Annotated in this window: 27 protein-coding genes; 6 read left to right on the top strand and 21 right to left on the bottom strand. The window is 71.7% G+C overall.

Features of this window, described 5'->3' with window-relative positions:
* The 6 genes from MFF04_RS10045 to miaB form a co-directional block, all read right to left on the bottom strand.
* Positions 1-581, bottom strand: a 581-nt coding sequence (locus MFF04_RS10045; protein ID WP_505744205.1) for an MFS transporter, incomplete at its 3' end; no start/stop codon positions are given.
* Positions 578-2,218 (bottom strand): apolipoprotein N-acyltransferase, encoded by a 1,641-nt coding sequence (gene lnt / locus MFF04_RS10040; RefSeq protein WP_373320001.1) that lies wholly within the window; start codon positions 2,216-2,218, stop codon positions 578-580. The genes lnt and MFF04_RS10045, both read right to left, overlap by 4 nt.
* 26 nt (positions 2,219-2,244) lie before the next feature.
* Positions 2,245-3,372, bottom strand: coding sequence for a hemolysin family protein (locus tag MFF04_RS10035; RefSeq protein WP_238275504.1), 1,128 nt, complete (start codon positions 3,370-3,372; stop codon positions 2,245-2,247).
* 30 nt (positions 3,373-3,402) lie between these two features.
* Entirely contained in the window at positions 3,403-3,894 is a 492-nt protein-coding gene (gene ybeY, locus MFF04_RS10030) for an rRNA maturation RNase YbeY (protein WP_238275502.1), read from the bottom strand.
* A 2-nt stretch (positions 3,895-3,896) separates the two neighbouring features.
* Positions 3,897-4,973, bottom strand: coding sequence for a PhoH family protein (locus MFF04_RS10025; RefSeq protein ID WP_238275500.1), 1,077 nt, complete (start codon positions 4,971-4,973; stop codon positions 3,897-3,899).
* Positions 4,973-6,313, bottom strand: a complete 1,341-nt coding sequence (gene miaB / locus MFF04_RS10020) for a tRNA (N6-isopentenyl adenosine(37)-C2)-methylthiotransferase MiaB (protein WP_238275497.1) — start codon at positions 6,311-6,313, stop codon at positions 4,973-4,975. The genes MFF04_RS10025 and miaB overlap by 1 nt, the downstream gene beginning before the upstream one ends.
* A 102-nt stretch (positions 6,314-6,415) precedes the next feature.
* Here miaB and MFF04_RS10015 point away from each other — a divergent pair, with 102 nt between their 5' ends.
* On the top strand, positions 6,416-6,868 hold the full coding sequence (locus tag MFF04_RS10015; protein ID WP_238275495.1) for an MEKHLA domain-containing protein: 453 nt from the start codon (positions 6,416-6,418) through the stop codon (positions 6,866-6,868).
* A 4-nt stretch (positions 6,869-6,872) separates the two neighbouring features.
* Here the strand turns inward: MFF04_RS10015 and MFF04_RS10010 are convergent, their stop codons facing one another.
* The 4 genes from MFF04_RS10010 to MFF04_RS09995 form a co-directional block, all read right to left on the bottom strand.
* The gene (locus MFF04_RS10010) at positions 6,873-7,742 is read right to left on the bottom strand and encodes a lysophospholipid acyltransferase family protein (protein WP_238275493.1); all 870 of its coding nucleotides are present in this window, start codon (positions 7,740-7,742) and stop codon (positions 6,873-6,875) included.
* A gap of 7 nt (positions 7,743-7,749) precedes the next feature.
* Positions 7,750-8,271 (bottom strand): GNAT family N-acetyltransferase, encoded by a 522-nt coding sequence (locus tag MFF04_RS10005; RefSeq protein WP_238275491.1) that lies wholly within the window; start codon positions 8,269-8,271, stop codon positions 7,750-7,752.
* The gene (gene tsaB, locus MFF04_RS10000; protein WP_238275510.1) at positions 8,268-8,948 is read right to left on the bottom strand and encodes a tRNA (adenosine(37)-N6)-threonylcarbamoyltransferase complex dimerization subunit type 1 TsaB; all 681 of its coding nucleotides are present in this window, start codon (positions 8,946-8,948) and stop codon (positions 8,268-8,270) included. The genes MFF04_RS10005 and tsaB overlap by 4 nt, the downstream gene beginning before the upstream one ends.
* Before the next feature lie 152 nt (positions 8,949-9,100).
* The gene (locus tag MFF04_RS09995) at positions 9,101-9,670 is read right to left on the bottom strand and encodes a NifU family protein (protein WP_238275489.1); all 570 of its coding nucleotides are present in this window, start codon (positions 9,668-9,670) and stop codon (positions 9,101-9,103) included.
* A 239-nt stretch (positions 9,671-9,909) separates the two neighbouring features.
* Here MFF04_RS09995 and rplS point away from each other — a divergent pair, with 239 nt between their 5' ends.
* The gene (rplS, locus tag MFF04_RS09990) at positions 9,910-10,308 is read left to right on the top strand and encodes a 50S ribosomal protein L19 (protein ID WP_238275487.1); all 399 of its coding nucleotides are present in this window, start codon (positions 9,910-9,912) and stop codon (positions 10,306-10,308) included.
* A 156-nt stretch (positions 10,309-10,464) separates the two neighbouring features.
* On the opposite strand, the gene MFF04_RS09985 is transcribed toward rplS, so the two are convergent.
* The 3 genes from MFF04_RS09985 to leuD all read right to left on the bottom strand — a co-directional run bounded on the left by MFF04_RS09985 (position 10,465) and on the right by leuD (position 12,826).
* Entirely contained in the window at positions 10,465-10,791 is a 327-nt protein-coding gene (locus tag MFF04_RS09985) for an ATPase inhibitor subunit zeta (RefSeq protein ID WP_238275485.1), read from the bottom strand.
* A 123-nt stretch (positions 10,792-10,914) separates the two neighbouring features.
* Complete coding sequence (locus MFF04_RS09980) at positions 10,915-12,108, bottom strand: lytic murein transglycosylase (protein ID WP_238275483.1); 1,194 nt, start codon at positions 12,106-12,108, stop codon at positions 10,915-10,917.
* A gap of 115 nt (positions 12,109-12,223) precedes the next feature.
* Positions 12,224-12,826 carry a 3-isopropylmalate dehydratase small subunit gene (gene leuD / locus MFF04_RS09975; protein WP_238275481.1) on the bottom strand — a complete coding sequence of 201 codons (603 nt, stop codon included), beginning with the start codon at positions 12,824-12,826 and terminating at the stop codon, positions 12,224-12,226.
* A gap of 150 nt (positions 12,827-12,976) precedes the next feature.
* On the opposite strand from leuD, the gene MFF04_RS09970 reads away from it, so the two are divergent.
* Entirely contained in the window at positions 12,977-13,153 is a 177-nt protein-coding gene (locus tag MFF04_RS09970) for a hypothetical protein (RefSeq protein ID WP_238275479.1), read from the top strand.
* Positions 13,154-13,173: 20 nt separating this feature from the next.
* On the opposite strand, the gene MFF04_RS09965 is transcribed toward MFF04_RS09970, so the two are convergent.
* Both MFF04_RS09965 and ccrA read right to left on the bottom strand, forming a co-directional pair.
* A complete protein-coding gene (locus tag MFF04_RS09965) occupies positions 13,174-13,476 on the bottom strand; it encodes an alkylphosphonate utilization protein (RefSeq protein ID WP_238275478.1) in 303 nt (100 codons plus the stop codon).
* A gap of 110 nt (positions 13,477-13,586) precedes the next feature.
* On the bottom strand, positions 13,587-14,879 hold the full coding sequence (gene ccrA, locus MFF04_RS09960; RefSeq protein ID WP_238275476.1) for a crotonyl-CoA carboxylase/reductase: 1,293 nt from the start codon (positions 14,877-14,879) through the stop codon (positions 13,587-13,589).
* A gap of 387 nt (positions 14,880-15,266) precedes the next feature.
* Between ccrA and MFF04_RS09955 the strand changes: the two genes are divergently transcribed.
* The 3 genes from MFF04_RS09955 to MFF04_RS09945 are packed head-to-tail and all read left to right on the top strand — an operon-like array spanning position 15,267 to position 19,273.
* The gene (locus MFF04_RS09955; protein WP_238275474.1) at positions 15,267-17,291 is read left to right on the top strand and encodes an ethylmalonyl-CoA mutase; all 2,025 of its coding nucleotides are present in this window, start codon (positions 15,267-15,269) and stop codon (positions 17,289-17,291) included.
* A gap of 49 nt (positions 17,292-17,340) precedes the next feature.
* Positions 17,341-18,348, top strand: a complete 1,008-nt coding sequence (locus MFF04_RS09950; RefSeq protein WP_238275473.1) for an MraY family glycosyltransferase — start codon at positions 17,341-17,343, stop codon at positions 18,346-18,348.
* A 4-nt stretch (positions 18,349-18,352) separates the two neighbouring features.
* Positions 18,353-19,273, top strand: coding sequence for an NAD-dependent epimerase/dehydratase family protein (locus tag MFF04_RS09945; RefSeq protein WP_238275471.1), 921 nt, complete (start codon positions 18,353-18,355; stop codon positions 19,271-19,273).
* A 6-nt stretch (positions 19,274-19,279) separates the two neighbouring features.
* Here MFF04_RS09945 and MFF04_RS09940 read toward each other — a convergent pair whose 3' ends face one another.
* The 6 genes from MFF04_RS09940 to MFF04_RS09915 form a co-directional block, all read right to left on the bottom strand.
* On the bottom strand, positions 19,280-19,591 hold the full coding sequence (locus tag MFF04_RS09940) for a PepSY domain-containing protein (protein ID WP_238275469.1): 312 nt from the start codon (positions 19,589-19,591) through the stop codon (positions 19,280-19,282).
* An 87-nt stretch (positions 19,592-19,678) separates the two neighbouring features.
* Positions 19,679-21,679: a nucleoside-diphosphate sugar epimerase/dehydratase gene (locus tag MFF04_RS09935; RefSeq protein ID WP_238275468.1), complete on the bottom strand. Its 2,001-nt coding sequence runs from the start codon at positions 21,677-21,679 to the stop codon at positions 19,679-19,681.
* Between the two features lie 64 nt (positions 21,680-21,743).
* On the bottom strand, positions 21,744-22,616 hold the full coding sequence (locus MFF04_RS09930; protein WP_238275467.1) for a DUF1206 domain-containing protein: 873 nt from the start codon (positions 22,614-22,616) through the stop codon (positions 21,744-21,746).
* A gap of 19 nt (positions 22,617-22,635) precedes the next feature.
* Positions 22,636-22,977 carry a hypothetical protein gene (locus MFF04_RS09925; protein WP_238275466.1) on the bottom strand — a complete coding sequence of 114 codons (342 nt, stop codon included), beginning with the start codon at positions 22,975-22,977 and terminating at the stop codon, positions 22,636-22,638.
* 35 nt (positions 22,978-23,012) lie between these two features.
* Entirely contained in the window at positions 23,013-23,579 is a 567-nt protein-coding gene (locus tag MFF04_RS09920) for a Uma2 family endonuclease (protein ID WP_238275465.1), read from the bottom strand.
* A gap of 84 nt (positions 23,580-23,663) precedes the next feature.
* Positions 23,664-25,109 carry a homospermidine synthase gene (locus tag MFF04_RS09915; protein ID WP_238275464.1) on the bottom strand — a complete coding sequence of 482 codons (1,446 nt, stop codon included), beginning with the start codon at positions 25,107-25,109 and terminating at the stop codon, positions 23,664-23,666.
* Positions 25,110-25,355 lie beyond the last annotated feature (246 nt).

The following is a 25,355-nucleotide window of genomic DNA, read 5'->3' as shown; positions in this document are numbered from 1 at the left end:
GAGGTTGTCCCGGCCGACAGCGCGAGGGGCGCCCAGGCCGCGGCGGCGGCGAGCGCCGGCACCGCCCAGGCCGCGAGCGCCACGCCCCAGGCGCCTTCGAACCGCGTCGCCAGCGGCACCGAGAGGGCGGCCGGAGGCGCCGCCCCGAGGCAGAGCATCATCGTGTAGAGGCCCGTCACCGTGCCGGTGCGGGTCGGAAAGTCGCGCTTGATGATGCCGGGCATCAGCACTCCGGCGAGCCCGATGCCGGCCGCCGAAAGGGCCGCGCCGAGGTAGAGGGTCTCGATCCGGCTGGCGGCCTGCATCGCCAGCCCGGCGGCGACCATCAGCACCGCGACGAGCACGCCCCGGTCCGGGCCGAGGCCCCGCGTCGCCGGCCGGCCCGCCACCGAGGCGACGCCGATGGCGAGCACGGGCACCATGGTCAGCCAGGCGAGGGCCGAGGGACCGAGCCCGGTGCCGGTCTCGATCACGTGCAGGATCGGGCCGACCGCCGTCAGCGCCGGGCGCAGGTTGAAGGCGACGAGCAGCACGCCGGCGAGGACGAGCGACCGGCCCGCGCCCCCGGCGGTGCCGCTCATCGCGGACGCCGGGTCAGCGCCGCCAGCAGGAACGTCGCCGCGAGGAGCCCCGCGAAGGGGGCGTCGCCGAGGCGCGCGTAGAGGGTGCGGCCGGGGATCGCCGCCGGCAGGTCGGCGTCCAGCACGTCCTCGGTGTTCAGGGGCAGCCGCGCGGTGACGCGGCCGTAGGGATCGACCACCGCCGAGATGCCGGTGTTGGCGTCGCGCACCAGCGGCAGCCCCTCCTCGACGGCGCGCAGCGCGGCCTGGGCGAGGTGCTGGCGCGGGCCCGGCGTATCGCCGAACCAGGCGTCGTTGGTGACGTTCAGGATCAGGCCCGGCTCGCGGGGCGCCGCGCCGTCCTGCGCTCTCGGCACGATGGCGCCGGGAAAGATCGCCTCGTAGCAGATCGTCGCCGCGGCCGGCGGCAGGCCGGGGATGTCGAGGATGCGCTGGCCGGCCGCGCTGCCCGCCGTGAAGCCGCCGGGCACGGCGATGAACTGGCGCAGGCCCAGCGCCCGCAGCGCCGCGTCGAGCGGCCCCGGCAGGTACTCGCCGAAAGGCACGAGGTGGACCTTGTCGTAGGTGTCCGCGATCCGCCCCGGCGCGAGGATCGTCATGATCGCGTTGAAGAAGCGGATGCGCTCGCCGGGCAGCGCCTCGTCCGCCCGCGCGGCCCCCGCGATCAGCACTGCGCCGGCCGGCAGCGCACGCCCGATGCGCTCCAGCGCCTCCGGGTCCCGCTGGATCAGGAACGGGAAGGCGGATTCCGGCCACACGACATGGGTCGGCGCGGCGGAGCCTGCAGCGGTCTCGCGCCCGGTCAGCTCGATGTAGCGGTCGACGATGTCGTCCTTGTTCTCGGGCCGGAACTTGGCGTCCTGCGGCAGGTTCGGCTGCATCAGGCGCAGGCGCACGCCGGGCACCGCTTGCGTGGCGGCGTCGGGCACGCGCCAGGCGCCGTAGCCCGCGAGCCCGGCGAGGAGCGCCGCCGCGCCGAGGCTCGGGCCGAAGCGCGCGATCGTGCTGCCGCGATCGACGAGGGTGGCCGGCGCCGCGCCGATCAGCACCGTCGCCAGCGTCAGCCCGTAGAGCCCGACGAGGGAGGCGCCCTGCGCGAGGGACAGGTGCCCGGCGAGCGCCATGCCGAGCGTGTTCCAGGGAAAGCCCGTGAACAGGTGCCCGCGCAGCCACTCCGCTCCACCCAGACCGGCCGCCAGCGCCGCGATCCGTCCCGCGCCCGGCGACCAGACGAGCCGGGCCGCGGCGAAGCCGGCGCCGTAGAACAGGCCGAGCACCGCCGGCAGGCCGATCACGCCGAGGGGCAGCGCCCAGGCGAACTCGTCGGCCTCGACCAGGAAGGCGGAGCCGAGCCACCACAATCCGGCGGTGAGGTAGCCGAACCCCCAGGCCCAGCCGACGAGGGCCATGGCGGGAAGCGAGCGGCGCAAGGGGAGGGCGGCGGCGCCGTCCGCCAGCCAGACGGCGAGCGTCAGCGAGAGCACGAGCGCCGGCAGCAGCCCGTAGGGCGGCATCGTCAGCGCCCCGAGGGCGCCCGAGGCGAAGGCGAGGGCGAGCCGACGCCAGCCGCGCAAGCCGGCGATCGCACTCGCAAGCCGGCCGAGGGCGCCCGACCCGCCGCCCGCCTCCGCCGCCACGCGATCGCGCGCAGCCGCCGAGGCCGTCACGGCCCCCGCGTCTCGGCGGGGGCGGCGGGAGCGGGGAGCGCCAGGGGCACGACGGCCTCGATCTTCGCCGGGCCCTTGTGGAAGCGCAGGCGCTTCAGGCGGCGGGGATCGGCGTCGAGCACCTCGAATTCGAGATCGGCCGGGCCGGCGATGAGCTCTCCCCGCGAGGGAACCCGGCCGGCGAGCGTCACGATCATGCCGCCGATCGTGTCGATCTCCTCGGCGCGCTCGCCGATGGCGGTGACGAGATCGATGCCCGTCACCTGCGAGACCTCGTCGAGGCCGGCACGGGCATCGGCCACGAAGATCGCGTCCTCGCCCTCGCCCTCGACCCGCTGCACGAGGCGGCCCTCGGCCACGTCGTGCTCGTCCTCGATGTCGCCGACCACGACCTCGATCAGGTCCTCGATGGAGATCAGGCCGTCGGTGCCGCCGTACTCGTCGATGACGAGCGCCATGTGCGTGCGCGTCGCCTGCATGCGGACGAGCAGGTCGATCGCTGGCATGGAGGGCGGCACGAACAGCACCGGGCGCAGCAGCTTGGTGGCGCCGAGCGTCGGGGCGAGGTCGACGTTGCCGAGGTTGAGGCCGCGCAGGGGCCGCGCCGCGCCGCGGCGGGGGCGGGCGGGCGCCTCGGGGACGGCCGCGGCCGGATCCGCGGCCGCGGCCCCGTTCGCGGCGGCGCGCCGCGGGGCTGCCTCGGCGCGGGCGGCGATGTGGTCGACGAAATCGCGGATGTGGATCATGCCGCGGGGGTCGTCGAGGGTCTCACCGTAGACCGGCAGGCGTGAGTGGCCGGCGCTGCGGAACAGCTTCAGGAGGTCGCCGAGCGGCGTGTCGATCGCCACCGCGACGATGTCGGCGCGGGGGATCATCACGTCGTCCACCCGCACCTTGTGGAGGCCGAGCACGTTCTTGAGCATCGCCCGCTCGAGCGGCGAGAAGGCGTTCTCGCCCGTGTCGGGCTCGTCCAGCGCATCCTCGATGTCGTCGCGCAGGGAATCGCGCGGCTTGAGGTGCAGGGCCTGGAGCAGCCGGTCGTACCAGGGCTCGCGCCCCTGCGATTCGGCGTCGGTCCCTAAGGGCGCGGCCAGGGCCGCGCCGCGACTTCGATCGTTCGTCATGTCTCTCTGATCTGGGGTTGGCCGAGCCGCTCAGCGCTCCGGGCCGTAGGGGTCGGGCACGCCGATTCGCCGCAGAGCCTCGATCTCGAGCGCTTCCATAGCGTCGGCCTCGGCCTCGCCGGTCTCGTGGTCCTGTCCGAGGAGGTGAAGGGTACCATGGACAAGGAGGTGCGCGAGATGATCCGAGAGGGGCTTCGACTGCTCGGCACTCTCGCGCAGCAACGTGTCATACGCAAGAACGACGTCCCCGAGGGGGCGCGCCGTGCCCGGCGGCAGGGGCTGCGGGGCGGCGGGAAAGGAGAGGACGTTGGTCGGCTTGTCCTTGCCCCGCCAGTCGCGGTTGAGGGCCTGCACGGTCGCGTCGTCGGCGAGCAGCACGCTGATCTCGACCGTCCCTTCGGGCGCGTCCGGCGCGACGGCGAGCCCTGCCTCGACGACGCGGGCAACGAAGGCGTCGAGATCGTCGGCGACCGAGTTCCAGCGCTCGTCCTCGACGGCGACGTCGATCTCGGGGGCGGGCATGGTCAGGCCAGCGGCCGGCGGCGCGGGTTGGGGTTGCGGTCCGCGTCCGACTGGCCGTGGCTGGCCTTCTCGTAGGCGGTGACGATGCGGCGCACGAGATCGTGGCGGACCACGTCCACGTCCTTGAAGGTGACGCGGCCGATGCCCTCGACGCCGTCGAGCACCTCCACCGCCTCGACGAGGCCGGAGCGCTGGCCCGGCGGCAGGTCGATCTGGCTCGGGTCGCCCGTGACGATCATCCGCGAGTTCTCGCCGAGCCGCGTCAGGAACATCTTCATCTGCATCGAGGTCGTGTTCTGCGCCTCGTCGAGGAGCACCACGGCGTTGGTCAGCGTGCGCCCGCGCATGAAGGCGAGCGGCGCGATCTCGATGATACCGGTCTGGAGCCCCCGGTCGACGTGGCGGGCCTCCATGAAGTCGTAGAGTGCGTCGTAGATCGGGCGCAGATATGGGTCGACCTTCTCGCGCATGTCGCCGGGCAGGAAGCCGAGGCGCTCGCCGGCCTCCACGGCAGGCCGCGACAGGATCAGGCGCTCGGCGTGACCCTGCTCCAGCAGCGAGACGGCGTAGCCGACCGCGAGCCAGGTCTTGCCGGTGCCGGCGGGGCCCTCGGCGAAGACGAGTTCGTTGTTGCGCAGGGCCTTGATGTAGGCGTCCTGCGCGGCGTTGCGGGCGCGCACCGCGCCGCGGCGGCGGGTGGCGATCTGGTCGAAATGCGGTTTGTCCGCATCCCTGGCGATCTCGGCGGAGGGGAACAGGTGGCCCTGCGCCTCCGCCTCGCGGATGGCGCCGTCGACGTCGCCGAGCGTCAGCGCCGAGCCGCCGGAGCGCACCCGCGCGTAGAGCTTCTCGAAGACGCGGCGCGCCCGCTCGGCGGCCTCCGGCGTGCCCTTCACCACGAGGTGGTTGCCGAGCGCCGTGGCCGTCACGTCGAGCCGGCGCTCGATATGGGCGACGTTCTGGTCGTACTGGCCGAAGACGAGGCTCGCGAGGCGGTTGTCGTCGAAGCTCAGCGAGACCTCGACGCGCTCCACGATCTCGCCCGTCCGCGTCGTGGCGGGTCCGCGCTTGGTGTTCATCAGGCGGCCGCCGCGGTCGATGTCAGGGTCTGTCCGAACAGGCTGTTGGTCCCGGCCTCGACGATGCGCACCGGCAGCAGGCCGCCGATGGTCGAGGCGGGGGCGTCGACCTGGACGGCGAGCATGTGCGGCGTCTTGCCGGCGACCTGACCGGGATGGCGGCCGGCCTTCTCGACGAGAATCTCCGTCACTTGGCCCACCGCCTCCTCCTGGTAGGCGTGGCGGCGCCGGTCGAGGGCGGCCTGGAGCGCGGAAAGCCGAGCGCTCTTCACGTCCTCCGGCACCGCGTCCTCGCGCTCGGCGGCCGGCGTGCCGGGGCGGGGGCTGTACTTGAAGGAGAAGGCGCTCTCGAAGCCGATCTCGGCGACGAGCCGCATGGTGCCCTCGAAGTCGGCGTCGGTCTCGCCGGGGAAGCCGACGATGAAGTCCGAGGACAGGGCGAGGTCGGGCCGCGCCCCGCGCAGGCGGTCGATCAGGCGGCGGTAGGCGTCGGCCGTGTGGCGCCGGTTCATGGCCGCGAGGATGCGGTCGGAGCCCGACTGCACGGGCAGGTGCAGGTAGGGCATCAGCGCCGGCAGCTCGGCATGGGCCTGGATCAGGTCCTCGCCCATGTCGTTCGGATGGCTGGTGGTGTAGCGGATGCGCGCGATGCCGGGGATCGCGGCCACCGCCCGCATCAGGTCGGCGAGGCTCGCCGTGCCGCCGGCCTCGGCCGGCCCGTGATAGGCGTTGACGTTCTGGCCGATGAGGGTCAGCTCGCGCACGCCGCCCTCCGCCAGCGCTCGCGCCTCGGTGAGGATGGCGGGCACGGAGCGGGAGACCTCGGCACCGCGGGTGTAGGGCACCACGCAGAACGAGCAGAACTTGTCGCAGCCCTCCTGCACGGTGAGGAAGGCGGAGACGCCGCGGTTGCGCCGCGCAGGCAGGTGGTCGAACTTGTCGTCCGCCGGAAAATCGGTGTCGACGACGCGCGTCTCACGGGAGCGGGCGAGGAGGTCCGGCAGGCGGTGATAGCTCTGCGGGCCGACCACCACGTCGACGGCGGGCGCCCGCGACAGGATCTCGGCGCCCTCGGCCTGGGCGACGCAGCCCGCCACGACGATCCGGGTGTCGCGCCCCTCCGCCTGCCGCTCGCCCTTGAGGACGCGCAGGCGCCCGAGCTCGGAATAGACCTTCTCGGCGGCCTTCTCGCGGATGTGGCAGGTGTTGAGGATGACGACGTCCGCCTCCTCGACGCGCTCCGTCGCCGCGTAGCCTTCCTTGCCGAGGACGTCCGCCATCCGGGCGGCGTCGTAGGCGTTCATCTGGCAGCCGTAGGATTTGACGAAGGCTTTCTTCAACGTGCGTCCGGGGCTCCGTGCGGAGGGCGCGAAGCCCTTCCGATCCGTCGAGGGCCGCTCTAGCACGGATTATCGCGCGCGTCGCCGCGCCGGAAACGACGCATGCCCAGCGATCCCCTCGACCCCGCCGTCCACGCTCTGCTCACGGAGAGCTTCCGCCGGCTCGTCGGCCGCCCCCTCGAACCGGAGGGCGAGGGCGGCCCGGACTGGCTCTACCGCCAAGCGCCTTTCGCGGTGCTCGCCCACGATACGGGTGCCGACCCGCGCTTCGTCTACGCCAACCGGGCGGCTCAAGGATGCTTCGGCTACGATTGGGACGCCTTCTTGGGAATGCCCTCGCGGCTCTCGGCGGAGGCGCCGGAGCGGGCCGAGCGCCAGCGTCTGCTCGACGCAGTCGCCCGCGACGGGTTCGTCTCGGGCTATGCCGGTATCCGCGTGGACGCCGCCGGGCGCCGCTTCCCGATCGCCGAAGGAATCGTCTGGCAGCTTATCGGGGAGGATGGCGCTGTGCGGGGCCAGGCCGCGACCTTCCCGGTGCCGGCGGACCGGCGCTGAGCCTTCAGGCCGCCGCGACCCCGGCCTCGCCGACCGGGCGCTCCGAGCGGCGATCCGCCGGCTCGGCCTGCGGCGGCGTGCGGCCGGTCACGGAGGCGCCGACCGCGCGGCGCACGGCGATCTCGGCCATCGCGGTCGCGTGCTTCCGATCGGTGCCGGCCTCGAAGAGGATCGGTGGGCCCCAGGCGATGTGCACGTCGAGGGGGCCGTTCGCCGCGAAGAGCGCGAGATGGGGCGCGAGCTCCATGTCGCCGTACCAGGCGATCTCGGGGCGCTCCCCGCGTACCACCGGCAGGCCGTTCCGGCGCGGATAGGTCACCGCCAGGGGTTGCAGCCGGATGCGGTCGACGCGGGCGCCCTCCGCCTGGAGCGCGGCGCGGGCGGCGCCGACGAGGGAGGAGCGGAAAGGCAGCACCCGGTTGCCGTCGCCCGTCGTCCCTTCCGCGAAGAGCACGATGAGATCGCCCGCGGCGAGGCGCGCCGCCACGGTCTCGTTGACGCTCGCCGTCGAGGCCCGGCGGGCGCGGTCGATAAAGATGGTGCGCTGGAGCCGGGCCAGCGTGCCGATCACCGGCCAGCCGGCGATCTCGGACTTCGCCACGAAGGACAGGGGTCGGAGCGAGCCCAGCGCCAGGATGTCGAGCCAGGAGACGTGGTTCGAGAGCACCAGCGCCGGCTCGCCCGGCGCCGGCGGCGTGCCGGACTGCGTCACCCGCACGGAGAACAACCGCAGCACCGCCCGGTGGAACAGGATCGGCAGATGCGCGGCGAGGCGCCCACGCCCAAAGCGCAGGCTCAGCCAGTGCGGCCCGGCGAGCAGCGCGAAGAGAAGCGCGGCCGCGAGCAGGCGCGCCGCGATGCCGGGGCGTGTCACCGGCCGCTCACGCGATGTCGGCGCGCATGGTGAGCGCGGTGGCCCGGCTGCCGTCGGGGCGCAGGTAGTAGCCCGTCCGCTCGCCGATCTTCCGGAAGCCGTGGCGCGCGTAGAGGCGCAGCGCCGGGTCGTTGCCCTCGTCCACCTCGAGATGGACGTGGCGGATCCCCGAGCGGGCGAGGTCGGAAAGATGCTCGCCCAGCAGACGCCGGCTGAGGCCGCCGCCGCGCAGCGAAGGCGAGACGACGACCGTGAGGATCTCGGCCTCGTCGGCGACCTTGCGGGAGAGGACGAAGCCCTGCACCGCGCCCGAGCGCCAGAGGGCGTGGGTCAGCGTCGAGCGCTCGCAGAGCATCCGCTCGAACTCGTGCCGGTCCCAGGGCCGCGCGAAGGCGGTGGCATGCAGCCGCGCCAGGGCGCCGGCCTGGCCGGAATCGTCGAGGGGGGCGACGTAGGCCTCCGGAGACCAGGCGTCCCACCAGGCGGTCCACCATTCGAGGGGCCAGAAGGGGGAGACCTGTCGCGTCATTGGCGTGCGAGCCTCGCGTGATCCTGGGGCTGCGCGTCGGGACCGCGCAGGTAGAGCGGCCGGGCCAGCGCCTGGGCCGGATCGGCGACGAGGCCGAGGGAGGCGATCCAGCCGATGTCGGGCGCGCCCGTTCCCGCGACCTCCGCCTCGACCCCGCTGCGCTTGAGCAGCGCGGCGACGGCCTGCGCGCCGGAGCCGGCGAGCGCGACAGGCCCGGCGCCGAGGAGTGCGGCGGCCTCCTCCACCGGCACGAGGCTCGGGGGCACCACGATGCCCTCGGTGAGACTCATCGCCTGGAAGTAGATCGCGCCGTGCCTTGCATCGATGCAGGCGGCGAGCAGCCCTTCGCTTTCCGCCGACAGCAGGGGCGCGAGCAACGCCGAGAGCGTGGTGACGCCGACGACCGGCACCCCGGCGGCGAGCCCGACGGCGCGGGCGGCCGAGAGCCCGACGCGCAGCCCGGTATAGCTGCCGGGACCGACCGTGACGGCCACCCGGTCGAGGCTCTCGAAGCCGCCCTCGACGCGGGCCATCACGCGCTCGATCAGCGGCAGCAGCGCCTCCGCGTGGCCGCGGGCCAGCGGCATCGCCTCTCCCGAGAGCGGCGCGTCGGCCTCGTCGGTGGCAACGCAGGCGGCGCAGGCGTCGAGCGCCGTGTCGATGGCCAGGATACGCACGCTCACTCCGGTTCGCGCCGGCCGGTGAGCCGGCCACAGCCGTGACGGTCCGCGAGCCTAAGACAAAAGGGCCGGCCCGTCAGCGCGGGCCGGCCCCCCGATGTGAGGTTCGGGCAACGGTGTTGCCCGCCTGCGTCTGCGCAAGCCTTCGATCAGATCGCCTGCACTTCGCGGATATGCGGCATGAAGTGCTTGAACAGGTTCTGCACGCCCTGGCGGAGCGTTGCGGTGGAGGAGGGGCAGCCGGAGCAGGCGCCCTTCATCTCCAGGTAGACGACGCCCTCCTTGTAGCCGCGGAAGGTGATGTCGCCGCCGTCGCTCGCCACCGCCGGGCGCACCCGGGTCTCGAGCAGGTCCTTGATGGTGACGACGGTGTCGTGGTCGGCCGCGTCGTAGAACTCTTCGCCTGCGTCCTCGTCGGCGCCCGCGACGCCTTCACCGAGGACCGGCGCTCCGGACTGGAAGTGCTCCATGATGGCGCCGAGCACGGCGGGCTTCACCTGGGGCCACTCATTGACGCCGTCGGCCTTCGTCACCGAGATGAAGTCGTGCCCGAAATAGACGCCGGAGACACCCGGCACGTCGAACAGGCGCTGCGCCAGCGGCGAGCGGGCGGCGGATTCGGCGTTCTTGGCCTCGAAGGTCGAATCCTGCAGCACCACCCGGCCGGGCAGGAACTTGAGGGTGGCGGGGTTCGGCGTGGCTTCGGTCTGGATGAACATCGCGGTCTCGTCCTCGTCCTCTGACGCCGGTTCAAGGCCGGCCGGGAACGGTGCCGGAGGGCGCCGGCACCGGCTTCCATGTGGACCCGGCGCGGATTTTTCTCAACCGCGCGCGGTCCCGCGTCGGCATCGACAGGGGAGGGCAGTTCGTGTAAGCGGGCGCCAACTCACAACAGGATGCCGAAATCCTGACGCCCGTTCCCATGCCGGGAAAGGGCGCGACGGCCGGAGCTTTTTCGATGAACATCATCCAGCAGCTCGAGCAGGAAGAGATCGCTCGTCTCGCCAAGACCATCCCCGACTTCGAGCCGGGCGACACGGTCATCGTGAACGTCAAGGTCAAGGAAGGCGAGCGCACCCGCGTCCAGGCCTACGAGGGCGTCTGCATCGCCCGCTCCGGCGGCGGCCTCAACGAGAGCTTCACCGTCCGCAAGATCTCCTACGGCGAGGGCGTCGAGCGCGTCTTCCCCGTGCACGGCCCGCTGATCGACTCGATCAAGGTGGTCCGCCGCGGCAAGGTCCGGCGCGCCAAGCTCTACTACCTGCGCGACCGCCGCGGTAAGTCCGCCCGCATTGTCGAGCGCACCGACCGCAACAAGGCCGAGAAGGCCGCCCCGGCGCCGACCGCCGCGGAGTGAGGCTGCTCCTTCTGGAGCGCCCTGCAAGAGATCCGAGCCGTCCGGTCCCCCGACCGGGCGGCTTTTCGTTTGCGATCGAGAGCCATCCGACGGCGCCGAGATCGCCGTCCGAGATGATCTGCCGATCATGCGTCGCCACTCATGCCGGGCACGTCGTCAGCGGGTGGCGCGCATCTCCTCGGCGGCCGAGGCGAGGCACCGCCCGAACACCGCGGTCATCTCCGAGGCGTCGATGGTATCATTCCTCGCGGCGATGTCGGCGCGCACCTGCTCCAGCAGCTCGGCGTCGCGGTGGCCCTCGACGGACAGCGAGATCAACGTCTCCGCGTAGGTCTCGGTCGCCTGCATATCGAGCCCGCGCCGCTCTCCGGCATAGGCGGCGAGCTTACGAAGCGCGTTGCAATGGGCGAGGAAGCGCGCCTCCTCCGAGCGGGCGAACAGCAGCTCCTCCGCGCGCTCGCGGTCTTCGAACAGTCGTCCCATGACAGCCTCCATGTAGGCCGGACGGCGGGGGCCGGCGGGGTGGGAGGCACGATAGCTAGGGACGTGGCCAAGCCCGCCGCAAGACGATCCCGGCGTCCGCTCGCGCTGTTGTGACGGGAGGCGTCACCCCCGCCGCAGGGCCTCCAGCACCTTGCCGCCGGGGCGGCCGGTGGGGGGCATACCGAGCTTGCGCTCGACGTCCTTGATCGCCTCGCGGGTCTTCGAGCCGACGCGGCCGTCCGGCTCGCCGACATCGTAGCCTTGCGCGGTCAGGCGGCTCTGGAGGTCGCGGCGCTCGGCCCGCGAGAGGGGCGGGTCGTCGGTGGGCCAGGCGGTCTGGACGCCGGGCCGGCCCTTCAGGCGGTCGGAGAGGACGGCGATCGCGAGCCCGTAGGACTCGGCGGCGTTGTACGAGTAGATCGCGTCGAAGTTCTTCGTGACGAGGAAGGCCGGGCCGTCGGCGCCGGCGGGCGCCAGGATGCCGACCGGGCCCTCGCCCGAGAGGGGCCGCCCGTCGAGACGCGTGACGCCGAGCGATGTCCAGTGCGCGACGGACTTCTTGTTCTTGCGGCCGGCGGCGGCGGTGTTGAAGCCCCGCGGCAGGCGGACCTCGTAACCCCAGCCCAGGCCGTTCTGCCACTTGGCCGCCCGCAGGAAGTTCGCGGTCGAGCCGACCGCGTCGGCGGCGGAGTCCACCACGTCCCGGCGGCCGTCGCCGTCGAGGTCGACGGCGAGGCGCTGGTAGGTGGAGGGCATGAACTGCGTCTGCCCGAAGGCGCCGGCCCAGGAGCCGGTCAGCCGCGAGGGCTCGATGTCGCCGCGCTCGATGATCCTGAGCGTCGCCATCAACTCGCCGCGGAAGTAGTCGCGCCGACGGTTGTTGGAGCAGGTCAGCGTCGCCAGCGACTGCACGAGCGGCATCTTGCCGAGGTTCTTGCCGAAGTTCGACTCGACGCCCCACACCGCCGCGATGACGTGCCGGTCGACGTTGTAGCGGCTCTCGGCGAGCGCCAGGGCCTGGGCGTGCTGGCGCATGGCCACCCGCCCGTCCTCGACGCGCTCGTCGTCCACGAGGGCGGCCATGTAGTCCCAGATCGGCGTCTTGAACTCGGGCTGGGCCTGGGAGAGCTCGATGACCTTGTCGTCGAAGGCGATCCCGCGCGTGGCCGTGCGGAAGGTCTGCGCCGAGACGCCCTGCGAGGCCGCCTCCGACTGAAGGGCCGAGAGGCAGGACTCGAAGTCGGCCCGCGCCGGGGCCGCAGCCAGAAGGCCGACGAGGAGCGGTATCGCGAGGGAGGATCTGGTGCGCGGCGTCATCGGTCGGCTCCCTCGTTCTCGGCGGACAAGGCCCCTTTAAGCCGCCCTCAAGGTAAACGAACCGTGAGCGGGGAGCATCCGCGGCGCGGCGCGCATCGCCGCAGCGGAGCCGGGCTCAGGCCCATTCGCGCTGCTTGAGCTTCTCCTCGTAGGCGTCGATGGCCGGGGCCCGCTCCAGGGTCAGCCCGATCTCGTCGAGGCCGTTGAGGAGGTTGTACTTGCGGCCCTCGTCGATGTCGAAATGCAGCGTGCCGCCGTCCGGCCCCTTGATGGTCTGGTTCGCGAGGTCGATGCTGAGCGTCGCGTTGGCGCCCCGCTCCGCGTCCTGGAAGAGCTTCTCCAGGTCTTCCGGCGAGACCACGATCGCCAGGATGCCGTTCTTAGCGCAGTTGTTGAAGAAGATGTCCGCGAAGCTCGTTGAGATCACGCAGCGGATGCCGAAATCGGCCAGCGCCCAGGGCGCGTGCTCGCGGGACGAGCCGCAGCCGAAATTGTCGCCGACGACGAGGATCCTGGCGTTCCGGTAGGCCGGCTGGTTGAGCACGAAATCCGGCTTCTCGGAGCCGTCGTCGTTGTAGCGCATCTCCGAGAACAGGCCCTGCCCGAGCCCGGTGCGCTTGATCGTCTTCAGGTACTGCTTGGGGATGATGCGGTCGGTGTCGATGTTGATGATCCGCATGGGCGCGGCGACGCCCTCCAGCGTGGTGAACTTGTCCATGGGCCCGGTCCCGGTCTCCGGCCGCGCTGCGGCCGTCTCGATCCCTGCTATCTAGCGGCGGCAGCCCCGCTCCGAAAGGTGGGCGCCCGTGTCTCGCATCCGTCGTGGGGCCGGGCTATCCTGCGCGCCGACGGGGACGGAGGGCGTGGCGTGAGCGAGACCGGCAACACCTTCAAGAAGGCGCCCAAGCGCAAGCCCGAGAAGGCCCGCTCCGTGGCGGTCTCGGCCGAGCAGAAGCAGGCCTATGCCGAGATGATCAAGGAGCGCGAGCAGCGCGAGGAGGCCTACGCCCGCCATCTGCGGGTCAACGAGAGCCCGCGTCGCTGACGGGTCCCCGCGCGGGGACCTCAGCGCTTGCGCACGAACTCCGTGCGCAGGACCAGCCCCTTGATGGTGTCGTGGCGGCAGTCGATCTCCTCGGGATCGTCCGTGAGGCGGATCGAGCGGATGACCGTGCCCTGCTTGAGGGTCTGGTTGGCGCCCTTGACCTTCAGGTCCTTGACGAGGGTCACCGAGTCCCCGTCCGCGAGGAGGTTGCCGGAGGCGTCGCGCACCTCGACCCGGCCCGCCGCGGCGGAGGCCGCCGCGATCTCCGAGGCCGGCCGCCACTCGCCGCTGGCCTCGTCGTACACGTAATCGTCGTCGGACAAGGGTCGTCTCCGCCTCGCGTTGCGGCCGAGCTTGTCGCTGCCGGCGGATCGGGCGGCAAGCCCCGGGAGGGGCATGGCCGCCCCTCCTTCGAAAGCAGGGCCGAGGGCGCTCAGCGCTTGAGCGGGCCGGCCTCGATCACGTCCTCGACGGTGCGGAGCCCGGCGCGGGGGGAGTTGACCAGCACCGCCATGTTGCCCGGCGGGTGCTGGTTCTTCCACATCTTGGTGTGGGCGTGCGGGACCTTGTCCCAGGGGAAGACCTCGCTCATGCAGGGGTCGATCCGCTGGTCGAGCACGAACTGGTTCGCGGCCGAGGCCTGCTTGAGATGGGCGAAGTGCGAGCCCTGGATGCGCTTCTGCCGCATCCAGACGTAGCGGGCGTCGAAGGTGATGTTGAAGCCGGTGGTGCCGGCGCAGAACACGACCATGCCGCCGCGCTTCACCACGAGCGCCGAGACCGGGAAGGTCGCCTCGCCGGGGTGCTCGAAGACGATGTCGACGTCATTGCCCTTGCCGGTGATGTCCCAGATCGCCTTGCCGAACTTGCGCGCCTCCTTGGTCCAGGCGTGGAACTCCGGCGAGTTCACCTTCGGGAGCTGGCCCCAGCAGTCGAAGTCCTTGCGGTTGATGACGCCCTTGGCGCCGAGGCTCATCACGTAGTCGCGCTTCGACTCGTCGGAGATCACCGCGATGGCGTTCGCTCCGCTGGCTGCGCAGAGCTGCACGCCGAACACGCCCAGGCCGCCCGACGCCCCCCAGATCAGCACGTTCTGGCCCGGACGCACGGTGTGGGGCGCGTGGCCGAACAGCATCCGGTAGGCGGTGGCGAGCGTCAGCGTGTAGCAGGCCGCCTCCTCCCAGGTGAGGTGCTTCGGGCGCTTCATGAGCTGGCGCGACTGCACCCGGCAGAACTGCGCGAAGGAGCCGTCGCCCGTCTCGTAGCCCCAGATGCGCTGCGAGGGCGAGAACATCGGGTCGCCGCCGTTGCACTCCTCGTCGTCGCCGTCATCCTGGTTGCAGTGGATGATGACCTCGTCGCCGACCTTCCAGCGCTTCACCTTGGCGCCGACCTTCCAGACGATGCCCGACGCGTCCGAGCCGGCGATGTGGTACTCGCCCTTGTGCACGTCGAAGGGCGAGATCGGCTCGCCGAGGCCGGCCCAGACGCCGTTGTAGTTCACACCCGCGGCCATGACGTAGACCAGCACCTCGTCGTCGCCGATCTCCCAGACGGGCAGGACCTCGAGCTGGTGGGACTGCTCCGGCGGCCCGTGGCGCTCCCGGCGGATCGCCCAGGCGTACATCTTGGCCGGCACGTGCCCGAGCGGCGGGATCTCGCCCATCTCGTAGAGGTCCTTGACCTCCCCGTTCGTCGCCGGTGTCACCGCCGCGCTGGCCGCCATCGCCGTCGTCCTCCGATACGCTTCGAAATCGGCCGCTCCCTCGCCGGGCCGCCGTTCAATCGTTGGGCTATAGCGACGATGGCCGATGCCTCCAAGAGGCAAGCGACCTACCCAAAGGGAGGAAATTCCAAGCATCGACAAAGAAAAAATTTAATGCTCGGCTGATCAATCCTGTGAATTCAAAATTATGCTGGTGTACCAGGGTAATTCAGAGGGCGGAGGGCAGGCTTCGCGATAATCCTGGGCTCGGGACAAGCGCCGACGCGCGCCGGGAACCCCCTTTCGATGGGCGCAATGCTTGATGACGCCGCCGCACGGCTTCGCTACGGTGCGCTGCAAGAGGCGCGGCTCGGCGTCCGTTCCATGTCGCAGACGGAGTTCCAAGGGATGAGCGGTCAGGCCGGTGTCGCAGAGGTGAAGCGCGACAAGCCGTGGATCATCCGCACCTACGCGGGCCACTCGAACGCGGCGGAGTCCAACGCGCTCTACCGGAGCAACCTCGCCAAGGGGCAGACCGGCCTCTCGGTGGCCTTCGACCTGCCGACCCAGACCGGCTACGACCCCGACCACGAGCTCGCCCGCGGCGAGGTCGGCAAGGTCGGCGTCTCGGTCGCCCATCTCGGCGACATGCGCACGCTCTTCGACCAGATCCCGCTGGTCCAGATGAACACGTCGATGACGATCAACGCGACGGCGCCCTGGCTGCTGTCGCTCTACCTCGCGGTCGCCGAGGAGCAGGGGGCGGACATCGCCGCCCTCCAGGGCACCACGCAGAACGACATCATCAAGGAGTACCTCTCGCGGGGCACCTACGTGTTCCCGCCGGCGCCGAGCTTGCGGCTGACCAAGGACGTCATCCTCTTCACCACGAAGAACGTGCCGAAGTGGAACCCGATGAACGTCTGCTCCTACCACCTCCAGGAGGCGGGGGCGACGCCGGTGCAGGAGCTGTCCTACGCGCTCGCCATCGCCATCGCGGTGCTCGACACCGTGCGCGAGGACCCGGACTTCGACGAGGCGAGCTTCCCCGAGGTGTTCGGCCGGATCTCGTTCTTCGTGAACGCGGGGCTCAGGTTCGTCACCGAGATCTGCAAGATGCGGGCATTCTCGGAACTCTGGGACGAGATCGCCCAGGAGCGCTACGGCATCGACGACCCGAAGCGGCGCATCTTCCGCTACGGCGTGCAGGTCAACAGCCTCGGGCTGACGGAGCAGCAGCCCGAGAACAACGTCCACCGCATCCTCATCGAGATGCTGGCCGTCACCCTCTCGAAGCGCGCCCGCGCGCGGGCGGTGCAGCTCCCCGCCTGGAACGAGGCGCTCGGCCTGCCGCGCCCCTGGGACCAGCAATGGTCCATGCGCATGCAGCAAATCCTCGCCTTCGAGACGGACCTGCTCGAGTACGACGACATCTTCGACGGCTCGAAGGTGATCGACGCCAAGGTCGAGGAGCTGAAGACCCAGACCCGCGCCGAGCTGGAGCGCATCGGCGGCATCGGCGGCGCGGTCGCCGCCGTCGAGACCGGGGCGCTGAAGCGGGCGCTCGTCGAGTCGAACGCCAAGCGCATCTCGGCGATCGAGGCCGGCGAGCAGATCGTCGTCGGCGTCAACAAGTGGCAGGCCGGCGAGCCCTCGCCGCTGACGGCCGGCGAGGGGGCGATCTTCACGGTCTCCGAGACCGTCGAGATGGAGGCCCAGCAGCGCATCCGCGCTTGGCGCGGGGAGCGGGACGAGGCCGCCGCCGAGCGGGCGCTCTCCGATCTCGAATCCGCCGCGCGCTCGGGCGCCAACATCATGCCGGTCTCGATCGCCGCCGCGAAGGCCGGCGTCACCACCGGCGAGTGGGGTGGGCGCCTGCGCCAGGTCTTCGGCGAGTACCGCGCGCCGACCGGCGTCACGGTCGAGACCGCCTCCTCGGGGGCGGCGGAGGAGGCGCGGCTCCTCATCGCCGATCTCGGCGAGCGCCTCGGCGAGACGCCGAAGCTCGTCGTCGGCAAGCCCGGTCTCGACGGCCACTCGAACGGCGCCGAGCAGATCGCGCTACGCGCCCGCGACGTCGGCTTCGACGTGACCTACGACGGCATCCGCCAGACGCCGACGGAGATCGTCGCCAAGGCGAAGGAGACCGGCGCCCACGTCGTCGGGCTCTCGATCCTCTCCGGCTCGCACGTGCCGCTGGTGCGCGAGGTGCGCGCCAAGCTCCGCGAGGCGGGGCTCGACCATATCCCCGTCGTCGTCGGCGGCATCATCTCCCCGGAGGACGAACTGGTCCTCAAGAACATGGGCGTCTCGGCCGTCTACACCCCGAAGGACTATGCCATCGACCGCATCATGGTCGGCCTCGCAAAGGTGGTCGAGAAGTCCCTCGACAAGGCGAAGACGGCGCCGGCCGAGACCGCGCAGGTCTACTGAAGCACGATCGGGAGAGGCGCGCGGGATCGCAGCCCGCGCGCCGCGCGCCATGCCGTCCGTCCTCACCGCGATCCCGCTCGCCGCCGGCCTCAGCGCCGGGCTGATCCTCATCCTGAAGCCACTCCTCCAGCGCTACGCCCTGGCGCGGCCGAACGCGCGCTCGAGCCACACGGTGCCGACCCCGCAGGGCGGCGGCATCGCCGTGGTCGGCGCCGCGATCCTCGTCGCCGCCGCGCTTTCCGGTGGCCTGACGGGGCTGGAACGGGTCGAGGGGCTCGCCGTCGCGGCGGCGGCGGTGCTGCTGGCGCTCGTCGGCGCCGTCGACGACATAAGGCCGCTGCCGGCCGCCCTGCGCCTCGGCGTGCAGGCCCTCGTCGTCGCCGCCCTCGTGACGGCGGTCGGGGGGCGGTTGCTGCCGGACCTGCCGCTGCCGGTCGAGCGGGCGCTCGCCGTGCTCGCCGGCCTCTGGTTCGTGAACCTCGTCAACTTCATGGACGGGCTCGACTGGATGACCGTTGCCGAGATGGTGCCCGTGACCGGCGCCCTCGTGCTGCTCGGTCTCGCCGGTACCCTGCCTCCCTTGCCGTCACTCGCTGCGGCCGCGCTGCTCGGCGGACTCCTCGGCTTCGCGCCCTTCAACCGGCCGGTGGCGCGGCTCTTCCTCGGAGATGTCGGCTCCCTGCCGATCGGGCTGATCGTGGCCTGGCTGCTCTACCGGCTCGCCCTCGAAGGGGGCCTCGCCGCCGCCGTGCTGCTACCAATGTTCTACCTCGCCGATGCGAGCCTCACCCTGCTCCGGCGGCTCGCCCGGCGGGAGCGGGTCTGGGAGGCGCACCGCACGCATTTCTACCAACGGGCCACCGTCAACGGCTTGAGCGTGCGCGGGGTCGTGGCTCGCGTCTTCGCGGTCAACGTCGCGCTGGCCCTGCTGGCCGCCGCGACCTTGCTTTGGCCGGGCTGGCCCGTCACCCTTCCGGCGATGGCGGCGGGCATCGGGCTCGTCGCGGCGCTGCTCGCCCGCTTCGCGCGGCCGTCGCGGCGACTGGTCGAGGGTTGATCGCTTGAGCCGGCTCGTAGCCTTGACGGGAACCACGGGCTTCATCGGCCGGCACCTGCTCAAGAGCCTGACATCGCGGGGCGATCGCGTCCGCGTGCTCCTGCGCCGCCCCACCGAGATGCCGGACGGCGCCGCGAGCGCCGTCGTCGGCGATCTGTCGCGACCCATGAACATGGCCGCCGCGCTGGCGGGCGTCGACGCGGTGGTCCATTCGGCGGGTCTCGCCCACGCCATGTCCGGCGCGCCGGAGGACGACTACCGCTCCGCCAACACCGAGGCGACCCGCCGCCTGGCGGAGGCCGCAGAGCGGGCGGGCGTGCGCCGCTTCGTGTTCCTGTCCTCGATCCGGGCGCAATCCGGGCCGAGCGCCCCCGCGCCGCTGACCGAGGCGGATACGCCGTTACCGACCGATGCCTACGGCCGCTCGAAGCTCGCCGCCGAGCAGGCGCTGGCCGAGACCGGGCTCGATTGGGCGGCGCTACGGCCGGTGCTGGTCTACGGGCCTGGCTTGAAGGGCAACATGGCGGAGCTGATGCGGCTCGCCCGCATGCCCTATCCGCTGCCGCTCGGGGGCCTCCGTGCGAGGCGCTCCCTCGTCTCGGTCGAGAGCCTCGCCTCCGCCGTGGCAACCGTGCTCGACGCCGAGGGTCCCCTCCGCAAGCCGATGATCGTGGCCGAGCCCGACGCCTTATCGCTGCCCGAGATGATCGCCGCCCTGCGATCGGGCCTCGGCCGGCCGCCGGGGCTGCTGCCGGTACCGGCCGGTCTGATCGGTCTCGCCTGCCGGATGACCGGCCGGGCGGAGGTCTATTCCCGCCTGTCCGGAAACCTCGTCGCGACGGCCGGCGCCCTGTCGGCACTCGGCTGGACGCCGGCCCATCCGACGCGGGATGGGCTGGCGCAACTCGCTCGTGGGGCCCGCTGAGACCGGTCAGCGACGGACGTCGATGACCTCGCCGCTGCGGCTGTCGACCACGACGGTGATGTCGTTGCCGCGCCGGTCAGAGCCTTCGACGACGAAGCGGGGGCCGCGACGGCCGACATTGTCCACGTCCACGAGGCCCTCGCGGCGGGCGATGCGCACGGCATCGCCGCGGGTGAGGTCGGCATCGCCCCGGTCTCCCCGGTAGCCCGGATCGACGCGCACGCCGCCCGGCCCGATGGAGATGCCCTGCGCGGCGGCGGGCATCGCCGCGGCGGCGCCGGCGGCGGCCAGGACGGCAGCCAGAATCGTCTTGCGCATCGTCGTCGTTCCTCTCGCGAGCCTCACGGCCCCGGTCCTCGGCCTCAAATCGCTTGCCCGCGATCCGGTTCCGTCGGGCCGGATTCCTCAGGCTTGGAGAGGGGAGACGGCGGCGAGACCGGGGGCGGCGTTCGCGATCGCCTCGCCCTGCGGCGCCGCCCGCGCGCTGCCGGGACGTTCGCCGAAATGCGGGATCGCCGCCGCGAACACCGCCTCGGCGGCGTCCCGGTCGCCCCGCTCCACGGCCTCGCGCAGGCGCTGCGTCCAACCCTCCAGCACGGCGCGGTCGGCGAAGACGGGGCGGGCCGCCATCACGCCGTCGATGCCGTCGAGGCTGACGCGGGGCTCCTCGCGGGCGAAGAGGATCTCGTTGAGGCGCTCTCCCGGCCGCGAGCCCGTCACCGCGATCTCGATCTCTTCGCCGGGCTCGAAGCCGGCGAGCCGGATCATGCGCTCGGCGAGCTCCCGGATACGCACCGGCTGGCCCATCTTGAGCACGTAGACGGCGGCCCGCTGGTCGGCGGCCTCCGGTTCGCCCGGCAGGGCGCGGCCCTCGCCGTCGGCATGGGAAGCGGCGGTGAGCACGAGGTCGGAGGCCTCGCGCACCGTCATGAAGTAGCGCACCATGTCGGGATGCGTGACGGTGACGGGTCCGCCTCGGGCGATCTGCGCCTTGAACACCGGCACCACCGAGCCGACGGAGCCGAGCACGTTGCCGAAGCGCACCGCGACGAGGCGCGTGCCCGCCGCGTCCCGCTGCTCGGCATCAAGCGCCTGGGCGACCATCTCGGCGAAGCGCTTGGTGGCGCCGAGCTGCGAGACCGGCTCGATGGCCTTGTCCGTCGAGATCATTACGAGCGCCCGCGCGCCTGCGGCGACGGTGGCGTCGGCGACGTTAATGGAGCCGAAGACGTTGGTCTTCACGCCCTCCGTCCAGTCCCGCTCCAGGTAGGGCACCTGCTTGAGGGCGGCGGCGTGGAAGACGAAGTCCGGCCGGAACGCGGCGAAGACCGCGTGCAGGCGCTCGCGGTCGCGGATGTCGGCGAGCGCCCCGCCGATCTCGGCCGACGCTTCGAGGATCTCCGGCCGGTTGAGGATACCGTGCAGCGCCGGCTCCGAGTTCTCGACCACGAGGAGCGCCGAGGCGCCGAAGGCGACGGCCCGCGCGCAGATCTCGGCACCGATGGAGCCGCCGCCGCCGGTGACGATCACCCGCCGCCCGGCGAGGAAGCGCTCGAGCCGCGGCCGGTCGATCTCGACGGTCGGACGCAGTAGCAGGTCCTCGATCTCGAGCGGCGCCAGCTCGGCGTCGCGCATGCCCTCGCCGAGGCTGACGACGCGGGCGAGTGGCACACCGAGGCGGCGGGCACGGGCGATGAGGTCGTCGGGCTCGGCCTCGGGAACAAGCGCGCTCGGCGTCGCCACGAGGCGGCGCACCGCCTGGCCGCGGTCGGCGAGCGAGGCTACCACCCGCTCCAGGTCCGCGAAGCCGCCGAGCACCGGCACGCCGCGCATCTCCTGTCCGGCCTCGTCGGCGCGGGGCGAGAGGATGCCCTTCGGGGCGAGCTTCTTCACGGAGCCCGACTCGATGGCCCGCAGCAGCACCTCGATGTCGCCGCCGCGGCCGAGGAGCAGGGTCGGCACCGTGGCCGAGCGGGCGCTCGACTGCCGGGAGCGGGCGTATTTCAGGTAGCGGAAGGCGAGGCGCGGGCCGCCGAGCAGGAAGATCTGCAGCACCCAGTAGAGCAGGATGGCGATCTTCCCGAAGAAGTAGAAGCCGTACATCGTCGAGGAGACGAGCACGTAGTCGAGCACGAGGAGGGTGAGCGCCAGCACGCTCGCCGCCCGCACGATGCCAGCGAGATCCGGCAGGGAGGCGAAGCGCCACTTCGTCCGGTAGAGCCGGAAGCGCCAGTAGACGAGGCCCGCGAAACCCAGGAACGGCGGCAGGATCAGCGGCAGCGCCTGAAGGCGCTCGGCGAGCATCCCGCCCTCGAAGCGGAAGGCGAAGGTGAGGATCACGGCCAGGGCGGTCGCCACGAGATCGTGGGCGAGCATCACCGCCGTCTTGTAGGTGCGCTGCTGCATGTGCGGGGCCGCCCGCGGTATCGGCGCGCGCCGCTCCGCTGTCAACGCGACGCGGAGGGGACGCTCAGCGCAGGGCGCGGATCGCCTCGGCCGCCTTGCCCGTGGCGCTGGCGAGGGCATCGTCGGTGCCGCCGATGTCGGGGGCGTCGATGCGCCGGTAGCGGGCCTGGATCAGGCCGAAGGCGCCGAAGGCGAAGTGACCCGCCGCCACGACGGCGAGCAGCACCGAGCCGTAGGGCTGACTCCTGAGGGCGCGGAAGGCGCCAGAGAGCCCCTCCGCCTCCGAGGAGGCTTGCGTCCATGCGGCGCTGAGCAAGAAGCCGCCGATGATCAGGAAGGCGATGCCGCGGGCCGCGTAGCCGAAGCGCCCGATGCGGCAGGGCCAGTCGCCGGCGGCCGGGGGCAGCGACAGGCGCTCGGCGACGTCGCCCTTCCAGGCCTTCACGCCGTAGCCGATGCCGGTGCCCGCGACGCCGAGCCCCACGAGGCCGACGAGCCAGGGTCCGAGGGGTTGCGAGAGCAGCCAGGCGGTCCAGTCCTTGACGCCGTCGCCGCCCGCCGAGGCGCGGCCGATGCCGAAGGCGAGCCGGCCGGCGGTGAGCGCGAGGCCTGCGTAGGCGACCGCGCTGACGACGTGTCCCGCGCGCACGAGCAGCGCCTTCGGGGAGCGTCCGCGCCGGTCGGCATCGGTGACGCCCTCCACGACGCGCCACACCGCGAACCCCGCCAGCCCCAGGGCGATGAGGCCGACGAGGACCACGCCGAACGGCCCGTGGAGGACGGTGCGCAGCGCGCTGCCGCTGTCGCCCGCCTGTCCGCCCCGGCCGAGCGCCGCGAGCACGGCGAGGCCGCCGACGAGGCAGTAGACGGTGCCGCGCGCGCCGTAGCCGACGCGGGCGAGATGCGTGAGGGCGTTGTCGCCGAGCTGCCAGCTCATCGGACCGCGGTCCCGGCCGTCACAGGGCCGCCCTCTCCTGCTTGCCGGTCAAGGCGACGTAGAAGCCGAGCCCATCCTGTGCGGGCAGCGTCTGGAGGCGCTCCAGCAGCCCCTTCCGCTTGGCCTCGAGGAGCAGCCGGCCCGCGGGCTGGAACAGGGTCTCGCCGCCGCCGTCCGGCGGCGCATCGAGGCGGATCGCGACGGTCTTGCCCTTGGCGAAGCGGCTGCGCTCCAGCATGTCCTTCAGCGAGGCCTCCGCCGTCGGGCGGTTGGTGCCGCGCAGGTCCAACACCGAGTCCGCGTCCGTCACGCCGAGGGCGCCGCGCAGCTTGGCGGCGTAGAAATCTTCGAAATGGGGCAAGGGCGATCCTTTAGGGGAAACGACCGGACGAAGGTTCAGCGAGCCAGGCCGGCATAGATCGAGGCGACCCGGAAGGCACCTTCGAAGCTGGGCAATGTAAGTGAATTCAGCGGACCGAGGGGCTGCATACTCCAACCCGTCTTGCTCTCGCGAAACCAGAGCTCGACTCGCTCTTCGTCCTCATAGACGATCAGGAAGGCGCGAAGGCTCGGCAGCGCGCGGTAGAAATCCGTCTTGCGGCCCCGGTCGACGCTTATGGTCGAGGGCGCGAGCACCTCGGCCACGATGACCGGATCAGAGGCGTAGCCGTCCGGCAGGGGTGGGCCGCAGCGGATTACGACGTCCGGAATCGGCGCGAAGTCGTCCATGGCCTCGCTGAGCACGGCGATGCCGGGGACCGCGAAGCAGCCTCTGGGATCGGCCAGATTGCCGAGATGCCGAATGAGGTTGGCGACGATCCTCTGATGCCGCTCGCTCGGAGGCGCCTCCAGACGCGGCTCGCCGCCCAGCAACTCCCAGCGCTCCTGTTCGGGCCGCGCGTCGAGCCAGTCCCGGTATTCCGGGACGCTCATGCGGCTCTCGCGTCGCAGGGCGACGGCCATCGCTCGACCTCCGGCTGGGAGGAGCGATGGTAGCACCGCCCCGCCGCCCCGCAACAGCGGAGCGGCGGGGGGATCGTGCCTTCCTCAGCCGTGCACGAGCACGTTGCGGAACTGCCAGGGGTCGCTGGTGTCGATGTCCTCGGGGAACAGGCCGGGACGGTCGGTGAGCGGCGTCCAGTCCGTGTAGACGCCGACGACGGGGCCGAGATACGGGGTCTGCACCTCGAGGCAGCGGCGGAAGTCGACCTCGTCGGCCTCCACGATGCCGGCCTCCGGGTTCTCCAGGGCCCAGACCATGCCGGCGAGCACGGCGGAGGTCACCTGAAGGCCGGTGGCGTTCTGGTAGGGGGCGACGCGGCGGGTCTCCTCGATGGAGAGCTGCGAGCCGTACCAGTAGGCGTTCTTCTTATGCCCGTAGAGGAGCACGCCGAGCTCGTCGATGCCGTCGACGATCTCGTTCTCGTCGAGGATGTGGTTCTTCTCCTGCACCTTGCCGGCGTTGCCCCACATCTCGTGGAGCGAGAGCACGGCGTCGTTGGCCGGGTGGTAGGCGTAGTGGCAGGTCGGGCGGAACACCGCCGTCTCACCCTCGCGGACCGTGTAGTAGTCGGCGATCGAGATCGCCTCGTTGTGGGTCACGAGGAAGCCGAACTGCGCGCCGGCCGTCGGCACCCAGGTGCGCACGCGTGTGTCGGCGCCGGGCTGGAGGAGGTAGATCGCGCAGCGCGAGCCCTTTTCCTGCTCGCGGGCGTTCTCGGGCTTCCAGGTCTCGTGGGTGCCCCAGCCGAGCTCGGCGGGCTGGTTGCCCTCGGAGACGAAGCCCTCGACGGACCAGGTGTTCACGAACACGCCCATGGGCTTGGGGTGCTTGGCGCGCTGGGTGTCGCGCTCGGCGATGTGAACGCCCTTGACGCCGAGCTCCCGCATCAGCGCCGCCCACTCCTCGCGGGTCTTCGGCTCCGGGGTCGCCGAGCCGGTGTCCTTGGCGATGTTCAGGAGGGCCTGCTTCACGAACCAGGAGACCATGCCGGGGTTCGCCCCGCAGCATGAGACCGCGGTCGGCCCGCCCGGCGACTGGCGGCGGGCCTCGAGGATGTTCTCGCGAAGCGCGTAGTTGGTCCTGTCGCCCTGGCTCTTGTCCTTGTCGAAGTAGAAGCCCGTCCAGGGCTCGGCGACGGTATCGATGTAGAGGGCGCCGAGCTCGCGGCACAGCTCCAGGATCGCCCGCGAGGAGGTGTCGACGGAGAGGTTCACGCAGAAGCCCTGGCCGCCGCCTTCCGTCAGAAGCGGAGTGAGCACGTCGCGGTAGTTGTCCGCTGTCAGCGCCACCTTTTCGAACCGCAGCCCGTGCTTCTCGGCGAGCCCCCTGTGGCTGTCGTCCGGGTCGATCACCGTGAAGCGCGACCGGTCGTACTCGAAGTGGCGCTCGATCAGGGGCAGGGTGCCGCGGCCGATGGAGCCGAAGCCGATCATCACGATGGGACCGCTGATGCGTCCGTGAACGGGCCAGGTCGTCGGCGTGTCGGTCATGATCGGTGGGATCCTCGCAAGTGTCGCGCGGCCAACAGGGCCGTCCGCGGGGTTAAACGGCGCGCTCTAGCGCGCCTCCGTGACGGTCGGGAGACGGGCTCAGTGGCGTCTCGGGCCCGACGGGTCAACCGCCGCACCGCGCCGCGCTTCGAGTCGGCATGAGCCCGGCGCATGTCGCGGATGCCCACAAGGCGTAGCACGCCGCCCCACGTTTACCGATACTGCACCGCAGCGTGCAATATTGCA

Origin of the sequence: Methylobacterium jeotgali (assembly GCF_022179345.1) — a bacterium.
GTDB lineage: Bacteria > Pseudomonadota > Alphaproteobacteria > Rhizobiales > Beijerinckiaceae > Methylobacterium > Methylobacterium jeotgali.
This window is presented reverse-complemented; position numbering and strand designations above follow the sequence as displayed.